This window comes from Amphritea sp., from assembly GCF_016744155.1.
Classification (GTDB): domain Bacteria; phylum Pseudomonadota; class Gammaproteobacteria; order Pseudomonadales; family Balneatricaceae; genus Amphritea.
In genome coordinates, this window is the sequence record NZ_JADGEW010000039.1 from 1 (window position 1) to 21413 (window position 21413).

19 protein-coding genes are annotated in these 21413 nt (G+C 47.4%); 12 read left to right on the forward strand and 7 right to left on the reverse strand.

All coding sequences use genetic code 11. From position 1 onward, the window contains the following. Both tsf and rpsB read right to left on the reverse strand, forming a co-directional pair. Positions 1-641: translation elongation factor Ts (gene tsf / locus QZZ54_RS18615; protein WP_290705614.1), on the reverse strand; the 641-nt coding region annotated here is incomplete at its 3' end. Positions 642-753: 112 nt separating this feature from the next. Continuing rightward, positions 754-1494, reverse strand: coding sequence for a 30S ribosomal protein S2 (rpsB, locus tag QZZ54_RS18620; RefSeq protein WP_290705617.1), 741 nt, complete (start codon positions 1492-1494; stop codon positions 754-756). A gap of 275 nt (positions 1495-1769) precedes the next feature. On the opposite strand from rpsB, the gene map reads away from it, so the two are divergent. From map to QZZ54_RS18635, 3 genes are all read left to right on the forward strand, one after another. Further along, positions 1770-2540, forward strand: a complete 771-nt coding sequence (gene map, locus QZZ54_RS18625; protein ID WP_290705620.1) for a type I methionyl aminopeptidase — start codon at positions 1770-1772, stop codon at positions 2538-2540. 23 nt (positions 2541-2563) lie between these two features. After that, positions 2564-5254, forward strand: coding sequence for a [protein-PII] uridylyltransferase (locus QZZ54_RS18630; RefSeq protein ID WP_290705623.1), 2691 nt, complete (start codon positions 2564-2566; stop codon positions 5252-5254). 66 nt (positions 5255-5320) lie between these two features. Beyond that, positions 5321-5617, forward strand: coding sequence for a DUF1244 domain-containing protein (locus QZZ54_RS18635; protein WP_290705626.1), 297 nt, complete (start codon positions 5321-5323; stop codon positions 5615-5617). 77 nt (positions 5618-5694) lie between these two features. Here the strand turns inward: QZZ54_RS18635 and QZZ54_RS18640 are convergent, their stop codons facing one another. After that, on the reverse strand, positions 5695-6177 hold the full coding sequence (locus tag QZZ54_RS18640) for a hypothetical protein (protein ID WP_290705629.1): 483 nt from the start codon (positions 6175-6177) through the stop codon (positions 5695-5697). Further along, the gene (locus tag QZZ54_RS18645) at positions 6174-6875 is read right to left on the reverse strand and encodes a FlgO family outer membrane protein (RefSeq protein ID WP_290705632.1); all 702 of its coding nucleotides are present in this window, start codon (positions 6873-6875) and stop codon (positions 6174-6176) included. The genes QZZ54_RS18640 and QZZ54_RS18645 overlap by 4 nt, the downstream gene beginning before the upstream one ends. Before the next feature lie 128 nt (positions 6876-7003). On the opposite strand from QZZ54_RS18645, the gene QZZ54_RS18650 reads away from it, so the two are divergent. Both QZZ54_RS18650 and QZZ54_RS18655 read left to right on the forward strand, forming a co-directional pair. After that, positions 7004-8224 (forward strand): flagella assembly protein FlgT, encoded by a 1221-nt coding sequence (locus QZZ54_RS18650; RefSeq protein ID WP_290705635.1) that lies wholly within the window; start codon positions 7004-7006, stop codon positions 8222-8224. A gap of 443 nt (positions 8225-8667) precedes the next feature. After that, positions 8668-9318, forward strand: coding sequence for a VPLPA-CTERM sorting domain-containing protein (locus QZZ54_RS18655; RefSeq protein WP_290705638.1), 651 nt, complete (start codon positions 8668-8670; stop codon positions 9316-9318). Positions 9319-9843: 525 nt separating this feature from the next. Here the strand turns inward: QZZ54_RS18655 and QZZ54_RS18660 are convergent. Next, complete coding sequence (locus QZZ54_RS18660; protein WP_290705640.1) at positions 9844-10491, reverse strand: OmpA family protein; 648 nt, start codon at positions 10489-10491, stop codon at positions 9844-9846. Positions 10492-10788: 297 nt separating this feature from the next. Here QZZ54_RS18660 and QZZ54_RS18665 point away from each other — a divergent pair, with 297 nt between their 5' ends. Beyond that, positions 10789-12696, forward strand: a complete 1908-nt coding sequence (locus tag QZZ54_RS18665; RefSeq protein WP_290705642.1) for a beta-ketoacyl synthase — start codon at positions 10789-10791, stop codon at positions 12694-12696. 59 nt (positions 12697-12755) lie between these two features. Beyond that, on the forward strand, positions 12756-13169 hold the full coding sequence (locus QZZ54_RS18670) for a hypothetical protein (protein ID WP_290705644.1): 414 nt from the start codon (positions 12756-12758) through the stop codon (positions 13167-13169). Here the strand turns inward: QZZ54_RS18670 and QZZ54_RS18675 are convergent. Together QZZ54_RS18675 and QZZ54_RS18680 are read right to left on the reverse strand one after the other, a co-directional pair. Continuing rightward, positions 13142-13909 carry a TatD family hydrolase gene (locus QZZ54_RS18675; RefSeq protein ID WP_290705646.1) on the reverse strand — a complete coding sequence of 256 codons (768 nt, stop codon included), beginning with the start codon at positions 13907-13909 and terminating at the stop codon, positions 13142-13144. The genes QZZ54_RS18670 and QZZ54_RS18675 overlap by 28 nt on opposite strands. Positions 13910-14058: 149 nt before the next feature. Then, positions 14059-15639, reverse strand: coding sequence for a peptide chain release factor 3 (locus tag QZZ54_RS18680; RefSeq protein ID WP_290705648.1), 1581 nt, complete (start codon positions 15637-15639; stop codon positions 14059-14061). Positions 15640-15916: 277 nt separating this feature from the next. Here QZZ54_RS18680 and QZZ54_RS18685 point away from each other — a divergent pair, with 277 nt between their 5' ends. The 5 genes from QZZ54_RS18685 to QZZ54_RS18705 all read left to right on the forward strand — a co-directional run. Next, entirely contained in the window at positions 15917-16903 is a 987-nt protein-coding gene (locus QZZ54_RS18685; RefSeq protein ID WP_290705650.1) for a GGDEF domain-containing protein, read from the forward strand. A gap of 389 nt (positions 16904-17292) precedes the next feature. Beyond that, the gene (locus tag QZZ54_RS18690; protein WP_290705652.1) at positions 17293-19086 is read left to right on the forward strand and encodes a bifunctional alpha/beta hydrolase/class I SAM-dependent methyltransferase; all 1794 of its coding nucleotides are present in this window, start codon (positions 17293-17295) and stop codon (positions 19084-19086) included. Between the two features lie 12 nt (positions 19087-19098). Next, positions 19099-20442 carry a phosphatase PAP2/dual specificity phosphatase family protein gene (locus QZZ54_RS18695; protein ID WP_290705654.1) on the forward strand — a complete coding sequence of 448 codons (1344 nt, stop codon included), beginning with the start codon at positions 19099-19101 and terminating at the stop codon, positions 20440-20442. After that, a complete protein-coding gene (locus QZZ54_RS18700; protein WP_290705656.1) occupies positions 20432-20890 on the forward strand; it encodes a hypothetical protein in 459 nt (152 codons plus the stop codon). The genes QZZ54_RS18695 and QZZ54_RS18700 overlap by 11 nt, the downstream gene beginning before the upstream one ends. 25 nt (positions 20891-20915) lie before the next feature. Continuing rightward, the coding region (locus tag QZZ54_RS18705; RefSeq protein ID WP_290705658.1) for a CDP-alcohol phosphatidyltransferase family protein at positions 20916-21413 on the forward strand (498 nt) is incomplete at its 3' end.

The window sequence follows — 21413 nt, forward strand, 5'->3', positions numbered from 1 at the left end:
TCAGCAGGCTTACTAGCCATATCAGGCTGAGCCAGAATAATCTCTTTCTCTTTAGCAACAACATCAGCAGGCATATCTTCTTTGCTAACCACTTGCGGGTTAACAGCCGTCACATGCATTGCAACATCTTTAGCCAGCTCAGCGTTACCACCATTCAGAGCAACAATTGCCGCCAAAGTGCCAGTACCGTGAACATAAGCAGCTACAGTTTCGCCTTCAACCATGAAGATACGACGAACACCGATATTCTCACCGATCTTCTGAACCAATGCATCACGCACATCAGTAAGCTCACCAGCCATCAGCGCTGCAACATCTGTCTGCTTATCAGCGAAAGCTTTTGCCAGAACAGTTTGAGTGAACGCCAGGAAGTTTTCATCACGAGCAGCAAAGTCAGTTTCAGAGTTAACTTCAACTGCTACAGCATAGCTACTGTCATCAGCAATTTTTACAACTACAACACCTTCAGCAGCGGTACGGCCAGCTTTTTTAGCCGCCTTCATGCCAGACGCTTTACGCAGTTCTTCGATCGCTTTATCAACATCGCCATCAGCAGCAGCGAGCGCTTTTTTACATTCCATCATACCCAGGCCGGTACGATCGCGCAGTTCTTTAACCTGCTTAGCGGAGAACTTTGCCATTTGGTTTTACCCCATCAACAATCTATTAATTCAAATTCAAAAAAAGGGGAGCAACACTGCTGCTCCCCTCCTGCGCGTTTGAGTAATCTACCCAAACCGCTTGACAGTCTGATTACTCAGCAGCAGCTTCGTTGTTTTCAACTTCAACGAATTCGCTCTTGTCACCAGCATTCACTTCAGTGCCTTCAGAACATGCATCCGCAGCAGCTTTAACGTAGATCTGAATTGCGCGCAGAGCATCGTCGTTACCTGGGATTACGTAGTCAACACCATCTGGGTTGCTGTTAGTATCAACGATACCGATAACAGGGATACCCAGCTTGTTTGCTTCGTTGATAGCGATACGCTCGTGATCAACATCAATAACAAACAGTGCGTCTGGTAGACCACCCATATCCTTGATACCACCGATAGAACGTTCCAGCTTTTCCATCTCGCGCTGACGCATCAAAGCTTCTTTCTTAGTCAGCTGAGCGAAAGTACCATCCTGGCTCTGCCCTTCCAGATCGCGGAAGCGACGGATAGACTGACGGATAGTCTTGTAGTTAGTCAGCATACCACCCAACCAGCGGTGGTTTACGTACGGCATACTCGCACGGCTAGCTTCTTCTTTGATGGTCTTGCTTGCAGCACGCTTAGTACCAACAAACAGGATTTTGTTCTTGTTAACAGCCATGCCCTGAATTACATCCAACGCACCGTTAAGTGCTGGCAGAGTGTGCTCAAGGTTGATGATATGAATCTTATTACGGGCACCAAAAATGTACTTACCCATTTTCGGATTCCAGTAACGGGTCTGGTGACCGAAGTGAACACCTGCTTTCAGCAGGTCACGCATTGTAACTTTTGCCATTATACTATTTTCCTAAAGTTAGGGTTAGGCTTCCATGCACCCCATACCCCAACCGCAAGCGGCACCCAAGGGTATGTGACGGTAGCATGTGAGGATTTAAAAACTTGCGTTCGTTTACACAAATTTAGAGCGCGACTTTATACCATAAATACCAACGCTTTTGAAGCAAGAATTATAATCTATTTATAGTGTTTTTTTGTTCTTGAGTGGTTAATTAGCTACAATCGCACAACTATCTTCTTACGCCCCAAAGGCTTACATTAATAAGGGTTTATATGAGCATCACTATCAAAACACCGGACGAGATCGAAAAAATGCGCGTCGCAGGCCGCCTGGCCGCGGAAGTATTAGAAATGATCGAACCCTTTGTAAAGCCCGGCGTAACTACCGATGAGATCAATAAGATCTGTCACGATTATATCATCAATGAGCAGGATGCTATTCCAGCACCACTGGACTATCACGGGTTTCCTAAATCGATCTGCACCTCAGTTAACCACGTAGTTTGCCACGGCATCCCTAACGATAAAAAGTTGAAAAACGGCGATATCATTAATATCGATATTACCGTAATCAAAGATGGCTACCATGGCGACACCAGCAAGATGTTTTACGTTGGCACTGCCGCCCCTCACGCCCAACGCCTCTGCGAAATCACCCTAGAGTGCCTCTATAAAGGGATTGCACTGGTAAAACCCGGAGCGCAACTTGGCGACATAGGCCATGTTATTCAGCACCTTGCTGAATCCAATCATTACTCCGTCGTGCGGGAGTATTGTGGACACGGTATTGGCAAAGATTTCCACGAAGAACCACAGGTTGTGCATTACGGCAAACCCGGGACAGGCTTCGAACTACAGGAAGGCATGTGCTTTACTATCGAGCCGATGATTAACGCCGGAAAACGACACGTTAAACTGTTAAAACGAGATGGCTGGACAGTTGAAACCGCTGATAAACGACTTTCAGCCCAATGGGAACACACCCTGCTAGTCACGGCCGATGGCTGTGAAGTATTGACCAAACGCAAGGACGAAAACTTCTAAGCTTGATTTAAACGAGAACTTCGATGTCGAATACTGCTTTTGCTGCTGACGAAACACTGTTCTCAGCCCGAGATTTTACCGCTGATTTAGCGGAATCCAGCACTCCTATAACGGTATTCAAGCAGGCACTAAAGTCTGCCCAAGAGACCATGGATCAGCGCTTCAAAGATGGCGAAGATATTCGCAAGCTGGTCTATGGTCGAGCCTGGCTGGTAGACCAGCTTCTCCTCCAGGCCTGGAATCTGTTTAAGTGGCCATCCGAGCAACATATATCACTGATTGCCGTCGGCGGTTATGGACGCGGGGAACTACACCCACGCTCAGATGTGGATTTGCTTATCCTACTGGATGACGTCGAAGACTCCGAAGTACAGGAAAGCATCAGCGGTTTTCTGACCTTGCTCTGGGATATCAACCTGGACATTGGCTCCAGCGTACGAACGCTGGAAGAGTGCTATGAAGAAGCTAAAAACGACATCACAATCGCAACCAATCTAATTGAGTCTCGACCTCTGGTTGGCAATGAAGACCTGCATGTTCAGATGTACCTGAAAGTCACCTCTGAAGGAGCCTGGACCGATAAAGAATTCTTCCTGGCCAAAGTTGAAGAGCAGAGTCGCCGCCACGATAAGACCAACGACACTGAGTACAATTTAGAGCCCAACCTGAAAAAATCACCCGGAGGCTTGCGCGATCTGCAGACCATCGGCTGGGTTGCAAAGCGACACTTCGGCGCCACCTATATCCGCGACCTCGTTGATCACGGCTTCGTAACCGAATTGGAACTGGACACACTAAACAAAGGTGAACTCTACCTCTGGAGCATGCGCTACGCGATGCACATGCTTTGCAGCCGTCGTGAAGACCGCTTGCTATTCGATCATCAGCGGACGCTGGCGGAGTTCTTTGGCTATACCGACCAAAACGGTGCTTTAGCTGTCGAACAGTTCATGAGCAAGTACTACCGGGTCGCCAAAGCGATGTCTGAGTTTAATGGCATGCTGCTACAGTATTTTGACGAGGTCATTCTACGACACGAAGAGGAACAGGTTATTGAACCGCTGAATAACCGTTTCAATTTACACAATGGTTTTATTCGGGTATCCCATGAGTCGGTATTCGAACACCAACCATTCGCAATGCTTGAAATGTTCGTCCTGCTGGCCCAGAACGATCAGATTAAAGGGGTACGCGCCTCTACAATTCGACTAATCAGAAACAACCGACATCGAATCGATGACGACTTCCGTAACGATATCCGCAACACATCACTATTCATGGAACTCCTGCGTCAGGACGCAAGGGTATCTACCGAACTCAAGCGGATGAATCGATACGGCATCCTCGGCCTTTACCTGCCTGAATTTGGCAAAATCATCGGCCAGATGCAGCATGATCTTTTTCATATATATACGGTTGATGCCCACACCCTCAAAGTGATCCAGAATATCCGCCTGTTTCGGCATGAAGATCAAAGAGAGAAATTCCCTATCGCCCACCGGGTTGTTAATCAGCTACCAAAAATTGAGCTTATCTACATCGCAGGCCTGTACCACGATATAGCCAAAGGACGTGGAGGAGATCATTCAGAACTCGGCGCAACTGATGCCATCGAGTTTTGCCAGCGACATCACCTAGGAAAATGGGACACCCACCTCGTACAGTGGCTAGTCAAAAACCATCTACTGATGTCCATGACCGCACAACGCAAAGACATTTCTGACCCGGATGTAATTCTCCACTTTGCAGAGCATGTTGGCGACATTATCCATCTTGATTATTTATACATTCTCACCGTGGCCGATATTAACGCGACCAACCACAGCCTCTGGAATAGCTGGCGTGCCACCCTAATGCGCCAGCTCTACACCGAAACCAAACGCACTCTACGTCGCGGACTTGAAAATCCAGTTAAGAAAGATGACCGGATTGATCAGATCCAAAATGAATCTTTAGCCATACTGCAACGTAAAGGCCACAGCCCATCTGACGTTCTTCAATTCTGGAATATGCTCGGCGAAGAATACTTTCTACGGGAGCAACCTCAACATATTGCCTGGCAAACCCAGGCAATACTCGAGCACGGCGACTCAACACTACCGCTGGTCATGATCCGCAAAACGTCTTACAGAGCTTACGAAGGCGCCACCGAAGTTTTCATCTACATGCCTGATCTGCCTACCCTGTTTGCGGCAACCGCCTCGGCGCTTGACCAATTGAATCTGAATATCCAGGATGCACAGATCATGGTGGCAGATAACAATCAGGCCCTGAACACCTATACCGTACTGACAGAAGACAACCTGCCTTTACCGGAAGACGACGACTACCTGGAACAGATCCGCACCCACCTGATCGAAGAGTTGGATGACCCTGATGATTTCCCTGCCATTATCCAGCGAAGAATTCCTCGCCAGATGAAGCTATTTGCCTACCCAACCCAGGTCAGCCTGAGTACCGACCCGGCAACACAGTTAACCGCACTTGAAGTAATCACCCCCGACCGACCCGGTCTGCTGGCCCGCCTTGGCGGCATCTTTGTGGACTTGGGGATCTCAGTGCGCAAAGCCAAGATCACCAGCATTGGCGAGCGCGTAGAAGACTTTTTCTTCATCACTGATGATCAGGGACTGCCTATCACTGACCCGGAACTCTGTGAGCAGCTAGAACAGACTATCTGCCAGCAACTCGATGAACACAGCCAGTCAGCCTAAGCTCGAAGAACAAGCCCGATAAACGAGCTAAGAAAATCAGCACTGATTAGATTAAAAGGACCGATCATGGATCAACAAACACAAACAGAACTGGAAGCAGCAGCCTTCCGCCGATTAGTAGCGCATCTGGATGAACGCAAGGATGTGCAGAACATAGATCTGATGATCCTGGCCGGCTTCTGCCGCAACTGTTTGTCTAAATGGTATAAAGCTGCAGCCGACGACCAGGGCGTAGAGATAAGCTACGAAGAGGCCTGTGAGCAAGTCTATGGAATGCCATATTCAGAGTGGAAAAAGCTGCATCAACAACCTGCAACACCCGAGCAGCTGGCCGCTTTTCAGGCGACTCAGAAGCCAAAGTAGGCTGCCACATACCGTACGTAGCTTCGACACATAAAAAAACGCAGGCTCAGCCTGCGTTTTTTTCAATCTATAAGAGATTACTGGCTAGACTGCCAGGCCCGCTGCACCTGATTCAGGTCGATCTCTAGTATCGTCGCATAAACATCGGTTTGTATCGGATAGCTCTTCACCACCCGCGCACCACGAACAATACCAGCCACCGCACCCTGAAATTGATTATTCTGTAACAGCATATCTTTAACCGAGGTTGTTCCTGCCAAATATTGCCCATGTACCAGCACTGTCAGCTCCCGATAGGCATCCAGCTTAGAGGCTTTCATCGCCATCAGCACTTTGTGCTGCTCAGTCTGACCTGCCTGGAGGCTGATCGGCGCATACCCAGTCACCTGCACCCAGTTGGGTTCCACCGGCGTACTATCAACACTAGGCGGGAGATCAGGCAGTGCGGAAACAATATCCTTTGTCGACTCCACAAAGGTTTCACAGCCCCCCAGAGAGATCGCCAGCATCAGCACCAGCGCACCCTGAAACAACCTTCTTAAAACAGACTTCAAGATCATTGCATACCCTCTGTGGCCGTCCGACGGGTGCCATTCTCAATAATCATGCCATCATCCATCGCTTTAATCGGATCATAACCCGGTAAAGCACCCTCTAATCGAACGGAAGGCAGATTTGTTTGGGATGCGGCCAGAATTTGTCGGGTCGTAGTATCCAGTACCCGGGCATTGATAATAATGCCATCCGGATGCTGACTATAAGTACCCGTAAGAACAAAATGAATACGGTAGCGGTTATGCAGCGCAGAAAGATTTGCCGTAGACAGCGGGTCTTTAGCGGAGGTATTCAAACTCACCGCCCGGAAATCTATCAGGTTATAACCATGCTGCTGCAACTGAAAAATAAAGTTCTCACTCAACCGTTCTCCGGTAGGCGTACCGGACGCTTTAGTGCCAAGCTGAACAAAGGGAAGTATTGCGATCGGTAGCCGCTTAACCCGATTTTCGGTCAGGCCCACATTGAGTTGCAACGCCATCTGCGCCACCGCTTCACTCAGTGGGTCAGCGCCAGATGACTGATTACCAACAACACTAACCTCATGCTTAGTCAGCTCACGTCGAGCTTCCAGATTGGCCGCTTCAGCTTTACGCATCTGCTCAACCACCTGCGGGTCAACACTTTGCACCGTCACCGGAATAGGCTCTTTCAACATACATCCAGACAACAGGATTGGAACAAGCAGTAAAGAATATCTCATCAACACCAGACACCCAGAATTAAATATCCGTTTAAACTAACATAAATCAGGCACTTAAACAGTGCTTGCTGTATTGCATCAAGTCAATAATTTGCATACCTTAGAGTATTATCGGTCAGCCATAAGTTATGTTTAGTCCTATGCTACGTATCCTTGCTACTTTACTCATCAGTTTTATTAGTCTGTCACTGCACGCTGTCACTATGGAAGCAGAGGGCCGAGCACTGATATTTAACAAAGATATCGATTCTGCTCGCCAGGCCGCGATTAAAAACGCCACCCAACAAGCCTCTCTTCAGGCCAGCGCAATTGTCAGCAGCACCCAGACTATCGAACAGGGTGTCTTGAGCATCGATAATATGCAGGTCAGCACCCTGGGCATGGTAAGCAATATAGAGGTACTGGACGAAAAGATTCAGGGCCGGATGCTATGGGTTAAAGTGCGCGCTAACGTCGATTTCGAGAAAGGCTGCCCGGCAGGAATCTCCGGCCACGGATACCAGAAATCCGTAGCAATAACGGCCTTCCCCCTGCTCTACCCGCAGCAAGCTAATCTTGGCAATCTCAGTAATATACAAACAGAGCTGAGCCATATTCTCAGCAACCAGATCAATCAGAAGAGCAACCTTCGAGCACTCAACGCTGGCATGCTCAATATGCATCAAACCGCAGCCACTGCACCGGCACGACAGCTCAGCGCTGGCGCCCTAACCACCGTACTTGATCATACTCGTCAGCTAGACGTCCAGTATATTATCTCCGGGGTAATCCGGGATATAACTATGTCAGACACCTCGGTTATCGATCCTAACCGCAATATTCTGGTAGATTTCTACAACCGGATGGATTATCGCAGCAAGCGCCATCTTCGCAGCCTGGCGCTGGATCTGTATATCCATGACGGCTTCTCTGGCGCTTTATTATTCAGTAAACAGTACGCCACCGCTGGCCGCTGGAACCTCGAACCTGAAGCTCGCCCCGGCTTTGCCAGCGCCGAATTCTGGCGTCAGGATTATGGCAAGCAAACACGCGAGCTCCTTAATCAGGTTGCTTCTGATTTGAATAACGAACTCCGTTGCATGCCGTTCTCAGCCCGTATTACTAAAAGTGACGGCAATTTCCTCTGGTTCAACGCAGGCGCCTTATCTGGCATCAATGCCGGTGATAAATTAACCGTTTATCGCAAATCCAGTTTCTTTACTGAAGATATGCGCAGCCATGTACAGCTCACCAACACCCGCAAAACAATGACCGTTACCGAAGTACAGCCGATGTTTGCTATAGGCCGGTTATCGGAAGAGGGAGCGGTTTATAATATCCAACCAGATGATGTTGTCATTGCTTGGTAGGAAATCAGAGCGTAGCTTAGCGACTTGATGGAAAACACCGTTTTTCTTACAACCCAAACTCAAGGTTACGACTCCAGCCAACCTCGAATCAACCATAACCCTCATGCTTATCTTTATTGATCCCCACAAAAACCTAGCAGTAGAAAATATATCAGTGAACCGATGACGCCTTCTAAATACGGCGTACGCATTACATGAAGCTCATCACCATAGCCACTCAACCCCTGAAACTGTAGGGAAATAGAGTCTATATCAAGAGCAATGTGTCGGTTTTTGGTTACAAAAAGTGAATTTATGTCGATAAACTTTACAGATCATACTACTGGCTAGCCAAACAATTTCGTTAAGTCACTGATTTTTTATTGTATTTATAACAATGGCACTTTCTTTGCTGTTAAAACAATAGTGAATCAAAAAATCATAATGATTTAGGAGGCCTCAATATGAAGACCTATACAAAACTAATAAGCCTTGCTCTTGTTGCATTAGTACAAATGCCCCTAGCCTCTGCTGCCACTTTTCCTGGCAGCGATATAGTCAATATCACTACATTTTTAAGTGATGATACATACTTCAATGGCTATACCGAACTTAATGCCATCGATTTTTCTGGTGAATGGCAATACACCGCGATCGCACATGAATCAGGAAATCTCAATACCGTTTCAATGACAACTGGTATTCCTAATAGCACCACATTTGCTACAAACTATTACAACAACTTCGGCGAATGGAAAGACATTGACTTTTCATCTGAAAAACTATTCTTTGAAGACTCTAATGGCCCATATAATGTTGAACTAGACCCCTTTTCAACAGCCAATGATTCTTTTTTCCGCGTATTTCAATTAACAGCCGATTCAAATTCGCTGAGTTATTTAGGTAGCAACTCTCTTACCCTGGCACTAGGCACTATTATTGTTGGATTTAATGATAATGGCTTGGGATTAGGCGATGCTGATTACGATGATATAATTGTCGCATTACAGCCTATTTCACCTGTGCCACTTCCAGCATCGATCTGGCTATTTGGTACCGCGCTGTTAGGCTTTGCAGGCCTAGTACGCAAGAGAAAAGCGAATCGTAAAGTTTAGCGCCACGCAGATACCAAAACCTCACACACTACAGTTTTTATTCGTTTTGGGGTTTGTACGATTCAGTCTCTAACCGATACTCTAACCTTAACACCGGGTTAGATGCCTATTACATCAGTTTGAAGCAGACAAAAAGGGAACTCAGCAACCATGCGGGTTCCTTTTTTTGTCTGTATTCCAGCACCATAATCTCTGGCCACAATTCAGATAGCGCCACAGCCAATTTCCTGCCCAACAACTCATCTATAGAGCCCTATAAACCGTCACACTAACCAGCTGGATAGCTATACATGATTAGCGATACCTACAATGTGTAGCTCAGGAAAACACAACGCCTTGAATATCCTCTTAGAATTTTTAATTTAATGGCACGCTTTCCCCAGACACAAAAAAACCGCCAAACGGCGGTTCTTATCTTTGCTTTTTCGAGCAAGGAAACGAAGTTTCCGTCTAGCCACGAGCAGGAGCCGAAGGCTCCGTTCTAGCAAGCTGCGAAGCAGCGTTCTGACAATAATTGCGGAGCAATTATTGTTGTCCGCGAATGTTCACTTCTACACGACGGTTTAAAGCACGCCCTGAAGAATTATCATTACTCGCCACAGGATAACGCTCACCATACCCTCTAGACTGCAGTCTAAGCGCCGCTACGCCACCGCTAGAAAGATATTGAGACACACTCGCAGCACGACGCTCTGAAAGCGTCTGATTGGTTTCAAATGAACCGGTACTGTCGGTAAAGCCATCGACGTTGATAACCGTTTTATCAAACTTCATCAGTACCTTAGTCACCGAATCAAGTACCGGATAGAAACCCCGATCAACATTGTAAGATCCCGTAGGGAAAGTCACACCTGGCATGATCAGACGGATGGAATCACCCACCCGCTCAACACGAACACCTGTACCTTCAAGTTCCTGACGTAACAACATCTCCTGCTGGTCCATGTAATAGCCTATACCACTACCAATAGCACCACCCACCAGAGCGCCAGCAATTGCACCTTCGGTCCTGTTACCTTTTCCTGCCACGGCATTGCCTAGCACGGCACCGGCAATCACACCGATTCCAGCACCTTTAGCGGCATTGCCTGTTTTAGATTCCTGAGTGTATGGATCCAGAGTCTGACACCCTGCTAACGCCATAACACCAGCTAAGACAATTATTTTTTTCATTACTGCTCCTTGGGAATCTGTGAGAAATTTCCGCTTCGCTAAGGAAAGCTGTCAATAAGCCCTTACCTTAGCTAATCTGTCTCAGGGCCACATTAGTAGTTTTATAACAGACTAAGTTCCCCTAGTAATCAACCTAGAAGGTGGAATTATTTCATTTTAAGCTGAATATCACCTGAGCGGGGCATTTTTACCCATATAGATCTAGCCTCAGGATACAACACCTTATAGAATCTCATCTTAATAAAAAGGTATTACCTTTGTATTGCGATCTTATTATTCAGTCCCGAGGATAATCACTTGTCTCAGCTTCCTGTCATTGTGGGTTTCGGCGGTATCAGCCCAGCCGGACGCAGTTCATTTCACCATGGCTTTCGGCGCCTGATTCTGGACAAACTAGAAGATTCAGAACGCACCGAGACACTCCTCGACCTAGCCACCCTTATGGGGCTCGCCAGCTTCAAAGACAATAGTTTCATCGATCAAAATGGCGATACCACTTCGGTCAGCGACCTACTGGAAGCGATCCGACCACAGATTTGTAATAGCACATTGATCCGCCGCATAGAAAAAGAATGCTTCGATGTCCATAAGGTGACCTTCAACAAACCGGCAAAGGTTAATACTGAAGAACCTATTAGCTTTACCCTTCGCACACGACACCTACCGCTAAACACCCCGGAGAACTGGGAGCTAAAGCCACTCTCTGCAACCCAGGTAGAGGTCACACTTAAAGGCGACCTGGACGTAATCTTTCCTGATTTCCAGGAAGCAAAAGTGCAGTCAGCTGGGCAACTACCCACCGGTTTTAAGCCAGGCAAACTCTATCAATCCCGGAATCACCCTCGTAACCTTCAGATGACAGTATTTTCAGCATCCGATGCTGTGCAGTCATCCGGTATTCCCTGGGATAAAATTGCTGACAGCGTACGCCCTGATCAGATCGGTGTGTATGCCAGTAACTCAATTGGTCAGCTGGACGACTTTGGTTTTGGTGGACTAACGAAATATCCATCAATAGGTAAACGCACCACCTCAAAGCAGATGCCACTTGGCTATGCACAGATGCCAGCGGACTTTGTTAACGCTTATATTCTCGGCAGTGTCGGTGTAACAGGAGGAGCATTAGGCGCCTGTGCCACCTACCTCTACAACCTGCGTAGCGCTGTTAACGATATCCGCTCCGGCCGCCGCAAAGTGGTATTGGTTGGCGGTAGTGACGCCCCAGTGACACCAGAGATTATCGAAGGGTTCCGCTCCATGGGCGCATTAGCAGAGAATAAAGACCTGCTGGCGTTAGATGGCCTGAGCGAACTAAGCGCTGATGATTACCGCAAAGTCTGCCGTCCATTTGGTAATAACTGCGGTTTCACTATCGCCGAGTCTTCTCAGTTCACTCTATTAATGAGTGATGATCTGGCCCTTGAACTGGGTGCTGATATTTACGGCTCCGTTCCAGAAGTATTCGTCAATGCTGACGGCCATAAGAAATCTATCTCAGCGCCGGGTATCGGTAACTACATCACCCTGGGAAAAGCCGCTGCACTGGTTAGAAGCATGCTGGGAGAAACATCACTACAGCAGCGAAGCTTTGTGCAGGCTCACGGTACCAGTACACCGCAAAATCGTGTCACCGAATCACATGTCATAAATCAGACAGCCAAAGCTTTTGGCATACAAGACTGGAACGTAGCCGCACTCAAGTGTTTCCTCGGCCACTCCCAGGGAACCGCCGGTGGTGACCAACTCAACTTATCGATGGGTGTATGGAAGTATGGTTACATCCCCGGCATTCTCACCACCACGGAATTTGCCAGTGATATTCACGCCAGTAATCTTCAACTGAATAATAAGCATACAGAGGTAGGCGCTCAGGGCATGGACTCTGTCATTCTAAACTCCAAAGGCTTTGGCGGAAATAACGCCAGCGCCGTCGTGTTAGCCCCCCATATTACCCGGCAGATGTTGCTAAAACGCCATGGCCAGGCCGCTATCGATCGTTATCAAGATAAGCTTGAAATTACTCGCGAAACTGCAGCGGCATACGACCAGGACAGCATTAAAGGCCTGACCCAACCCATCTATCTGTATGACCATAATGTACTCGCAGGTGAAGATCTTGATATCAGCGACCAGGAAATAAAGCTACCAGGATACAGCCAGTCAGTCAGCCTTGATGTCAGTAACCCATATGAAGATATGAACTAATTGTTCATTTAGACCCCAACTAAGATCTTAATTAAGAGCCTAAGATAACAGGAATCGATATGTTCAGAGTGTTAACCGCTACGCTAATAGCCCTAACCCTGACAGGATGCATGGATAGCATCACTCAGCTGCCAGAGCCCACTGACAAAAGTTACTACACAGTCGATCTGAAAGACTTCAGCTACTGCCAGGGTAACGACCAAGACTGTATGAATCTAAGCTCTATTAGCACAGGCCACTCATACTTTGGCGCAATCGAAGAGGTTTACGGCCAGAAACTCACAGGGCCGAACTATCGCGGTAACCTGCTACGCATGCTGCTTAAACCAAAAAAATCGGAATACCCGGTTGAAAAAACCAGTAAAGATGGACGTTACTACAAAGTCCCTGCTAACAAATATACCGATACTGTCTGGAAGACCCTCAACCGTATTGATACATCTCTTTACAGCCCTAAAAGCTTAGACGACTGAACCGAAGTCACCTCAATCACTTCGGCTAGTGGCTGTTGTCGAATTTTCGCAACAGTCACAGCAACTTCAGCGATACGTTCGGGATAATTAACCTGCCCTTGGTAGCCCTGCAACGGCATATCAGGGCTGTCTGTTTCCAGTACGAAGCTTTCCAGGGGCAACTCAGCCACCAGCCTTCTGAGCTTCGTGGCTCGCTCATAAGTCACCGAACCACCAACACCCAGCTTGAACCCCAATTTAAGATACTCTTTAGCCTGCTGTTCACTGCCTGAAAAAGCATGCACCAGCCCAGCTCTCTCTAGCTTCAACTGGCGTAGCTGCTTAAGCAACTGATCATGGGCTTTGCGAACATGCAGCAAGACCGGTTTCTGATACTCCTTTGCCAATGTTAACTGAGGAATCAGCACCGCCATCTGCTGCTGCAGGTTTGCATCAGGAATAAACAGATCAAGCCCGATCTCTCCCACCGCTACTATTTGATTATTTCCCTTTAGCATTGAGGCTAACAAAGCAATATCAGCTGCATGTTCCCCCTTCAGAAAACAAGGATGCAATCCTAACGCAGGATAGAGCCCAGCATGCTCAGAACACAGATTCAGAACCGCATCCCAGTTATCTACGCTAACACCAGGCACAACAAACTTTGCGACTCCGGCTTTGTGAGCCCGTTCCAGTACCGCATCTATATCAACGGACAGATCAGGAAAGTCCAGATGACAGTGAGTATCGATTAGTTTCATAGGAGCAGTATAAACAGATTGCGACTCAGGTGCTCATATCCAACAGGGTATAACGTATATCCTGACATCACCGTTTCTGCACATCCTGTGCATAAAAAAGCCGGTACTGAGAGCGAACTCAGTACCGGCTTTATAGAGTTAAGATAGAATCAGTGTTCGCGAGTTGCGCGGAACTGCATATCCGGCCAGCGCTCTTCGGTCAGACTCAGATTAACACGGGTCGGCGCCAGGTAGGTCAGCAGACCGCCGCCATCCAAAGCCAGATTATCACCACCTTTCCTGCGAAGATCTTCCAGTTTTCGCTCATCGTCACATTCAACCCAACGAGCAGTGGCAATGGTTACAGGCTCGTACATACATTCAACCTTATACTCATCATTAAGACGGTATACCACCACTTCAAACTGCAGCTGACCCACAGCACCCAGAATCAGATCGTTCTTATTAATCGGCTGAAATAACTGTACAGCGCCCTCTTCCGACAGCTGCTGCAAGCCTTTCTGCAGCTGCTTCATCTTCAGTGGGTCTTTAGGCCGTACCCGGCGAAACATCTCAGGCGCAAAGTGAGGAATACCGGTAAACTTCAGATCTTCGCCTTCGGTAAAGGTATCGCCAATCTGAATTGTTCCATGGTTATGCAACCCGATAATATCGCCGGACCAAGCCTCCTCAACATTAGAGCGATCGCCCGCCAGGAAGGTTACCGCATCAGCAATTTTTACATTCTTCTTGATCCGTACATGGCGCATCTTCATGCCCCGGGTATAACTACCTGAACAGACCCGCATAAAGGCGATCCGGTCGCGATGTTTAGGGTCCATATTGGCCTGAATCTTAAATACAAATCCAGAAAACTTCTCCTCATCAACCGCAACAGAGCGACTGAGTGTTTCTCGGGCAATGGGGGACGGAGCAATATCAACAAAGCCATCCAGCATCTCGCGAACACCGAAGTTAGACAATGCCGTACCAAAATAAACCGGCGTCTGACGACCTGCCAGATACTCTTTCTGATCATATTCATGACTGGCACCGCGTACCAGCTCGACTTCTTCGACGAAGTCTTCATACAGATCACCCAGTAACTCCTGAGCTTCTGTACTCTCTATACCTTTAACCTGAACATCTTCCGAGATAATACTGCCCTGACCAGGCGTAAATACATGGATAGTATCGGTGTAGAGGTTATACACTCCACGGAAATCCTTACCCATACTGATCGGCCAGGTGATCGGCGCTGCCGCTATCTTCAATACCTCTTCAATCTCATCCAACAGATCAATAGGATCACGAATATCCCGGTCCATCTTGTTAACAAAGGAAAGAATCGGGGTATCCCGCAACCGACAAACGTCCATCAGCTTAATGGTCCGGGCCTCTACACCCTTAGCGCCATCAACGACCATTAAAGCGGAATCTACAGCCGTCAGGGTCCGATAAGTATCTTCCGAAAAGTCTTCGTGTCCCGGTGTATCCAACAGGTTCACAATCCGACCATTATGGGGGAACTGCATCACCGAGGAGGTCACGGAGATACCCCGTTCCTTCTCCATACTCATCCAGTCAGATGTGGCATGACGATCAGACTTTTTGCCCTTAACAGTACCGGCTTTCTGAATCAGGTTTCCGAACAACAACAGTTTTTCGGTAATCGTGGTTTTACCCGCATCCGGGTGGGAGATTATAGCGAAAGTCCGACGGGTCGAAACTTCCTGAGAGATGCTAGACATAGAGATCCGATTATTTTGAATAACTGCCCTGCCAAGAACCTGCAGCGGCCATGAATAATTAATTGGCCGCTATTTTCGCCGATCAGCCTCCAATCCACAACCGAAAGCTATTCGCCCTGTCCAGATAGGGCAAAAAACTTACCAACTGTGTTATATCGACACCACTTCAGCGCCTTCTATTGATCCGTATAAAGGAAAAGCTCGAAATAACGATAACCGTTTGAACAACCAAAAAAACAGGCAGAATATAGTGACAGCTCCAACCTAGGAGGTTCCTGTGAAAGAATCAGATCGCAGTTTAACCAACCCCATCATTCAGGGCATTCCCAGTGACCCAGAACAACTGCGCCGTGAGTATATTCAGCTATACCGCTATAAACATGATCTTGAAACACTACTCAATAACACTGAAGATTTTATCTACATAAAAGACCACAAACACAAATTTATCTACACCAGCAAAGCCTTTGCTCGTCTGACAAAACATGACTCATTTCAGGAGTTAGTCGGCAAAGATGACTTTGATATTTTCCCACCGGAACACGCGCGTCGTTACTTTGAAGCTGAGCAAACCGTCATCACTGAAGGGAAAGCGTTAAGCCGTCACGAAGAGCCTTACTATGATCTGAATAATCAACTCTGTTGGGTCAGTTCCACTAAAAACCCTGTATTTGATGATCAGGGAAATGTAATTGGCTTGGTCGGGATTAGTAAAGACATTACAGAGTTAAAGCGTCAGACTGAAAAAATCCAATACCTGGCACATCATGATGATCTCACCGGGCTACTCAACCATCGGGCACTGTTTGAATTTGGCGGAGTGCTTTTATCCGCCGCTCAAAGAGATCATTTCAGACTCTTCGCCTTGTACTTAGATCTCGACGGTTTCAAACAGGTTAATGATCTTCATGGCCACACCCGGGGTGATGAAGTGCTGAAAGCCTTTGCCCGTATCATACAAGATAGTATTCGCAATGGTGATTTGGCCGCCCGAATGGGAGGAGATGAATTTCTCATTTTAATGAGTAGTCCTTATGACCAGGCAGATGCCGCTAAGCAATTTGCATTGCGTTTCATTGAGACTGTCAGGGACAAGCAAGAACCGTTAAGTGGCTGCAGCTGCAGTATCGGCATTGCGCTAGCTCAGCAGCAAGAGACATTAAGCCCACTAATCAAAGCCGCTGACAGCGCGATGTATATTGCCAAACGGGATCCCACTGTTGAGTTTATCGCTGCAAAAAGACAAGCATTCGTCAATTTTTGAACAGAGCACCCATTACAATAAAAGCCTAACTTCTTGACCCTGCTCTAACCTTTGCTCAATAGTGGTTGACTCCCTATCTATTACTGAGAAACTAGCGGATAAAGCTATGGATCAAAGAGCAGGCCTAAATGACATGATATTTTCATCTCACTTTTCTAACAAGAATAACAAGTTAGCGAACCTCTCTTAAAAAGCAGACGACTAGATGTATCAAAGCCAATTCGTGCAGTGAAATCCGCCACCTCTGGATAAAAGGTGGCCCCACACATCCTGCCAAAGACATAAAAAAGACACTAAAAGTATCGAATATTGATACTTGAATATTTATTAAATCAAATCAGCGATATTTATCTAATACTCAACGCTCCTTAACTAAATGGAATTGACTAATGAGCCACATGTTTACGCCCCCAGAGCCATCTTCGCAGGTCTTGCGAAATTTAGAAGAGCATACCTTTAGCAGCCATGACCAGGCCGAGATTTTCTACCGCTACTGGCCAGCCTGCCCATCCGGACCAGAAACGAAACAGAAAAAAGCGATCGTGATGTTTCATCGGGGGCACGAACATGGCGGAAGGATGAGTCACCTAGTGGATGAGTTACAGCTACCTGACACCGCTTTTTTTGCCTGGGATGCCCGAGGGTTAGGACAATCATCTGGAGCACGGGGCCATGCTGAAAGCTTTGCCTCTTTGGTTCAGGATATTGACTGTTTTATCCAACATATCACCAAGACTCATGGCTTTGAGACCGACCAGATACTAGTGATCGGTCAGAGTGTCGGCGCTGTAATGTTAACGACCTGGGTTCATGACTACGCCCCCAATATTCGCGGCATGGTTCTGGCTGCACCTGCTTTCGATATCAAGTTGTATATCCCATTCGCCCGACAGATGATCGCAGCACGACAAAAACTCGGGGGCATATTCACGATTAACTCCTATGTTAAAGCAAGTCAGCTCACTCATGATCCAGACCGAGTTCGCAGCTACAACAAAGACCCGCTGATTACCCGACCAATCGCTTCCAATGTTTTACTCGAGCTATACGGCGCTAGCGAAAGAGCAATTAAAGACGCTCACGCAATCAATACGCCCACCCTCACGCTGGTATCAGGCAGCGACTGGGTGGTCAGAAAGAAACCTCAGTATGAATTTGTTGCCCGCTTAGGGAGCTCTAACAAACGATTAATAGAGCTACCGGGCTTCTATCATGACACCCTTGGCGAATTGAACCGAGAACAGGCACTGACAGAGATTCGCGATTTTGTCTCCGAGCGTTTTACCACATTACACACTCAAACTGATCTAAGAAAGGCTGATCAACAGGGGCAGGGCTATCAACACTACAAAAGCCTAGGTACAGCGGAAACGGGGCTGAAGAATAAATATTGGCAACTGCTGCAAAAAATGATCGGACTGGGTGCACAATTGTCAGAAGGATATCGACTAGGACAAGAAACGGGTTTCGATTCGGGCAGCACTCTCGATTATGTCTATCAGAACCAGCCACAAGGAAAGAACTGGCTAGGGAGGCAGATAGACAAGGTCTATCTCAACAGTATCGGCTGGCGCGGTATCCGCCAGCGAAAACTACACCTGGAGCAACTGATTAATCAGGCAATTGATCAGCTGCAAGAAGATCAACAACCTGTACATATTGCTGACATCGCAGCAGGCCATGGCCGCTACATTTTAGATGCTATTGCCCCACGTAAAGATGATATTGAAAGTCTGTTGCTTCGCGACTTCAGTGAGATAAACGTAAACGCTGGTCGAAATGAATTGTCAGAACGTGGCTTTGACTCTTTCGGCTCGTTCCAGCAGGGGGACGCCTTTGATCACGAGTCAGTTGCAGCAATACAACCGAAGCCGACGCTAGCTATTGTCTCCGGTTTGTATGAACTGTTCAGCGACAATAGTTTGTTGCAGTCATCTCTCTCCGGGCTCGCCAAAGCAGTTAAACCTGGTGGATATCTGCTTTATACAAACCAACCCTGGCACCCGCAACAAGAACTTATCGCCCGGGTATTGAACAGCCATCAAAGCAACCAGCCCTGGGTCATGCGCTGCCGTTCACAAGCAGAGATGGACCAACTCGTCGCAGATGCCGGCTTTGAAAAATGCGGCCAACTGATAGACCGGTGGGGGATTTTCACCGTGTCTATCGCACAGCGACGATAAGCAGGCTTCGCAATGAGTACTCATGCCCCAATAACCTGTGAGCAGTCAGTGAGGCCCTGGTTAAGAGCTCTCACTTGGCTTATATTCCTCGGTCCGACATTTTTTATCAGCTATGGCTTTGCCAATGAGTTTACCGCCGGACGCAATGATATCGGGCAATTTGTATTTGCCTGGGAAACACTGACTCCCTTCTGGGATTGGACAATTATTCCCTATATGTCCATCGACCTGCTGTATGGCATCTCATTGTTTCTCTGTATCAGCAAAGCCGAGCTTGACCGACATTGCCTGCGTTTACTGGCGGCCACCCTTATTTCAGTTACCTGCTTCCTGCTATTCCCACTGGAGTTTACCTTTCCCCGTCCACAGACCGAAGGTTTCTATGGATTTTTGTTTGATCTGCTGACCAGCTTTGATAAGCCCTATAATCAAGCGCCTTCACTGCACATTAGCTTGCTGGTGTTGATCTGGTGTACATTCAGTCAACATATCAAGGGAAGCTTCTCACGTCTCCTAATGCATACTTGGATGTTGTTAATCGGCATCTCTGTGATGACTACCTGGCAACATCATTTCATCGATGTCATCGGAGGACTGATCGTTGCACTTCTACTACTGTATTTTATTCCATCGCCAGCTTATCGCTGGAAAAGAATGGGCATTCAGCAATACAGACTAACTCGGTACTACTTACTCGCCACTGTTATTTTCAGCCTAATAGGAATATTCATTGGTGGCTGGGGTTGGTTACTATTATGGCCAGCAACCGCAACAACGCTGGTCGCACTCGCCTATTGCGGCTTTGGCACATCAGTTTTTCAATACCATGATCAACGGATGTCGCTACCGGCACTTATACTGCTTACTCCCTATCTGCTCGGTGCTTATCTCAGCGCCCAATTACTGAGTAGAAAACGGCAAGGGTGTGTCGAAGTTACAAAGGGAGTCTGGCTCAGCCAAGTACCTGGCAGAGAGGAGTTACAGCATAGCCGCGCCGCCTACAGGCTGAATCTAACCGCTGAAATGTTACCTTTAAACTATCGCTGTAAAAATACACGACGCATACCGATGCTTGATCTTGCCATTCCTGATGAAAAGACACTGCGTAAAGCTATTACAGAGCTTAGTCGCCTCGCTGATAGCAACATGCCCGTGCTGGTGCATTGTGCACTGGGTTTGTCTCGCAGTGCAGTGGTCATTGCTGGCTGGCTGATAAGCAGCAACAAGGCCAGTTCGGTTGAGCAGGCTGTGCAAATGGTCGCCCAGGTTCGACCCGATTGCATACTGCACGACGGTCATCGTGCATTGCTAAACAAAATCCATCTCTCTAGCGTAGCAACCCATAATGATAACTAACCAAACAAATTACGAAATAGCTGAAGACCTTGATACTGTAAAGATAGAGGTTCTGCAGGCTGCCTTGTCATCTACCCATGCGCTTGGTTTTATCTCATCCATCCTGGCCGGCATTTGTGGCATACTGATTATTTTCGGAGATACTTTACCTATAAAGCTGAGCGCTTTAGCCGGTTTATTAACCGCAATGCTTCAACATTATTACTTCTGGCGGGGATCTCTTGATAACAAATTGCTTCCGGTACTGCTGAAATATGGCACGGTTTCCTTCGACCAGGCATTAAGCTATCTGTTTCCTGCTAAAGCCAAATCTCTGAACACCGCAACATTTGAAGAACGTCTTCAAGGCATCAGAAAATTATTTTTTCGGCAGTGTGGATTGGCTATTGTACAATCAGTACTGACCTTACTCAGCTTGGTTATGCTATTACTCAGCGCACCTTCTTAAAGCCCAAGAATTAAAAGGATTTTTCATGCCCAGTGTTTATCAGCTTAAGAGTGCGTTCTCAGATATTCTCCGCCCAACCACTAACCGGCTTGCAGCCGCTGGCATTACGGCAAACCAAGTCACTCTCATTGCACTGACCGGTTCAGTCGCGTTGGCCTCTTTACTGTATTTTGGCTCTACTCTCTTAAACCTGTCACCTCTGTTATGGCTTTGCGTTCCTGCGTGGATGTTTATTCGAATGGCACTGAATAATATCGATGGCATGCTTGCCCGAGAACATAATATGGCCACACCTAAAGGTGCAATTTTAAACGAAATGGGTGACGTTATATCCGACAGCGCCTTGTTCCTGGCATTTGCGGCCCTGCCAGGCATCAACATCCCACTCTTAGTTATGTTAACTCTGCTGGCGGTGATGAGTGAGATGATCGGCGTTGTCGCTATACAGATCGGTGCCAGCCGTCGCTATGATGGCCCCTCGGGGAAAAGTGACCGGGCGCTGTTCTTTGGCCTATTGGGTTTA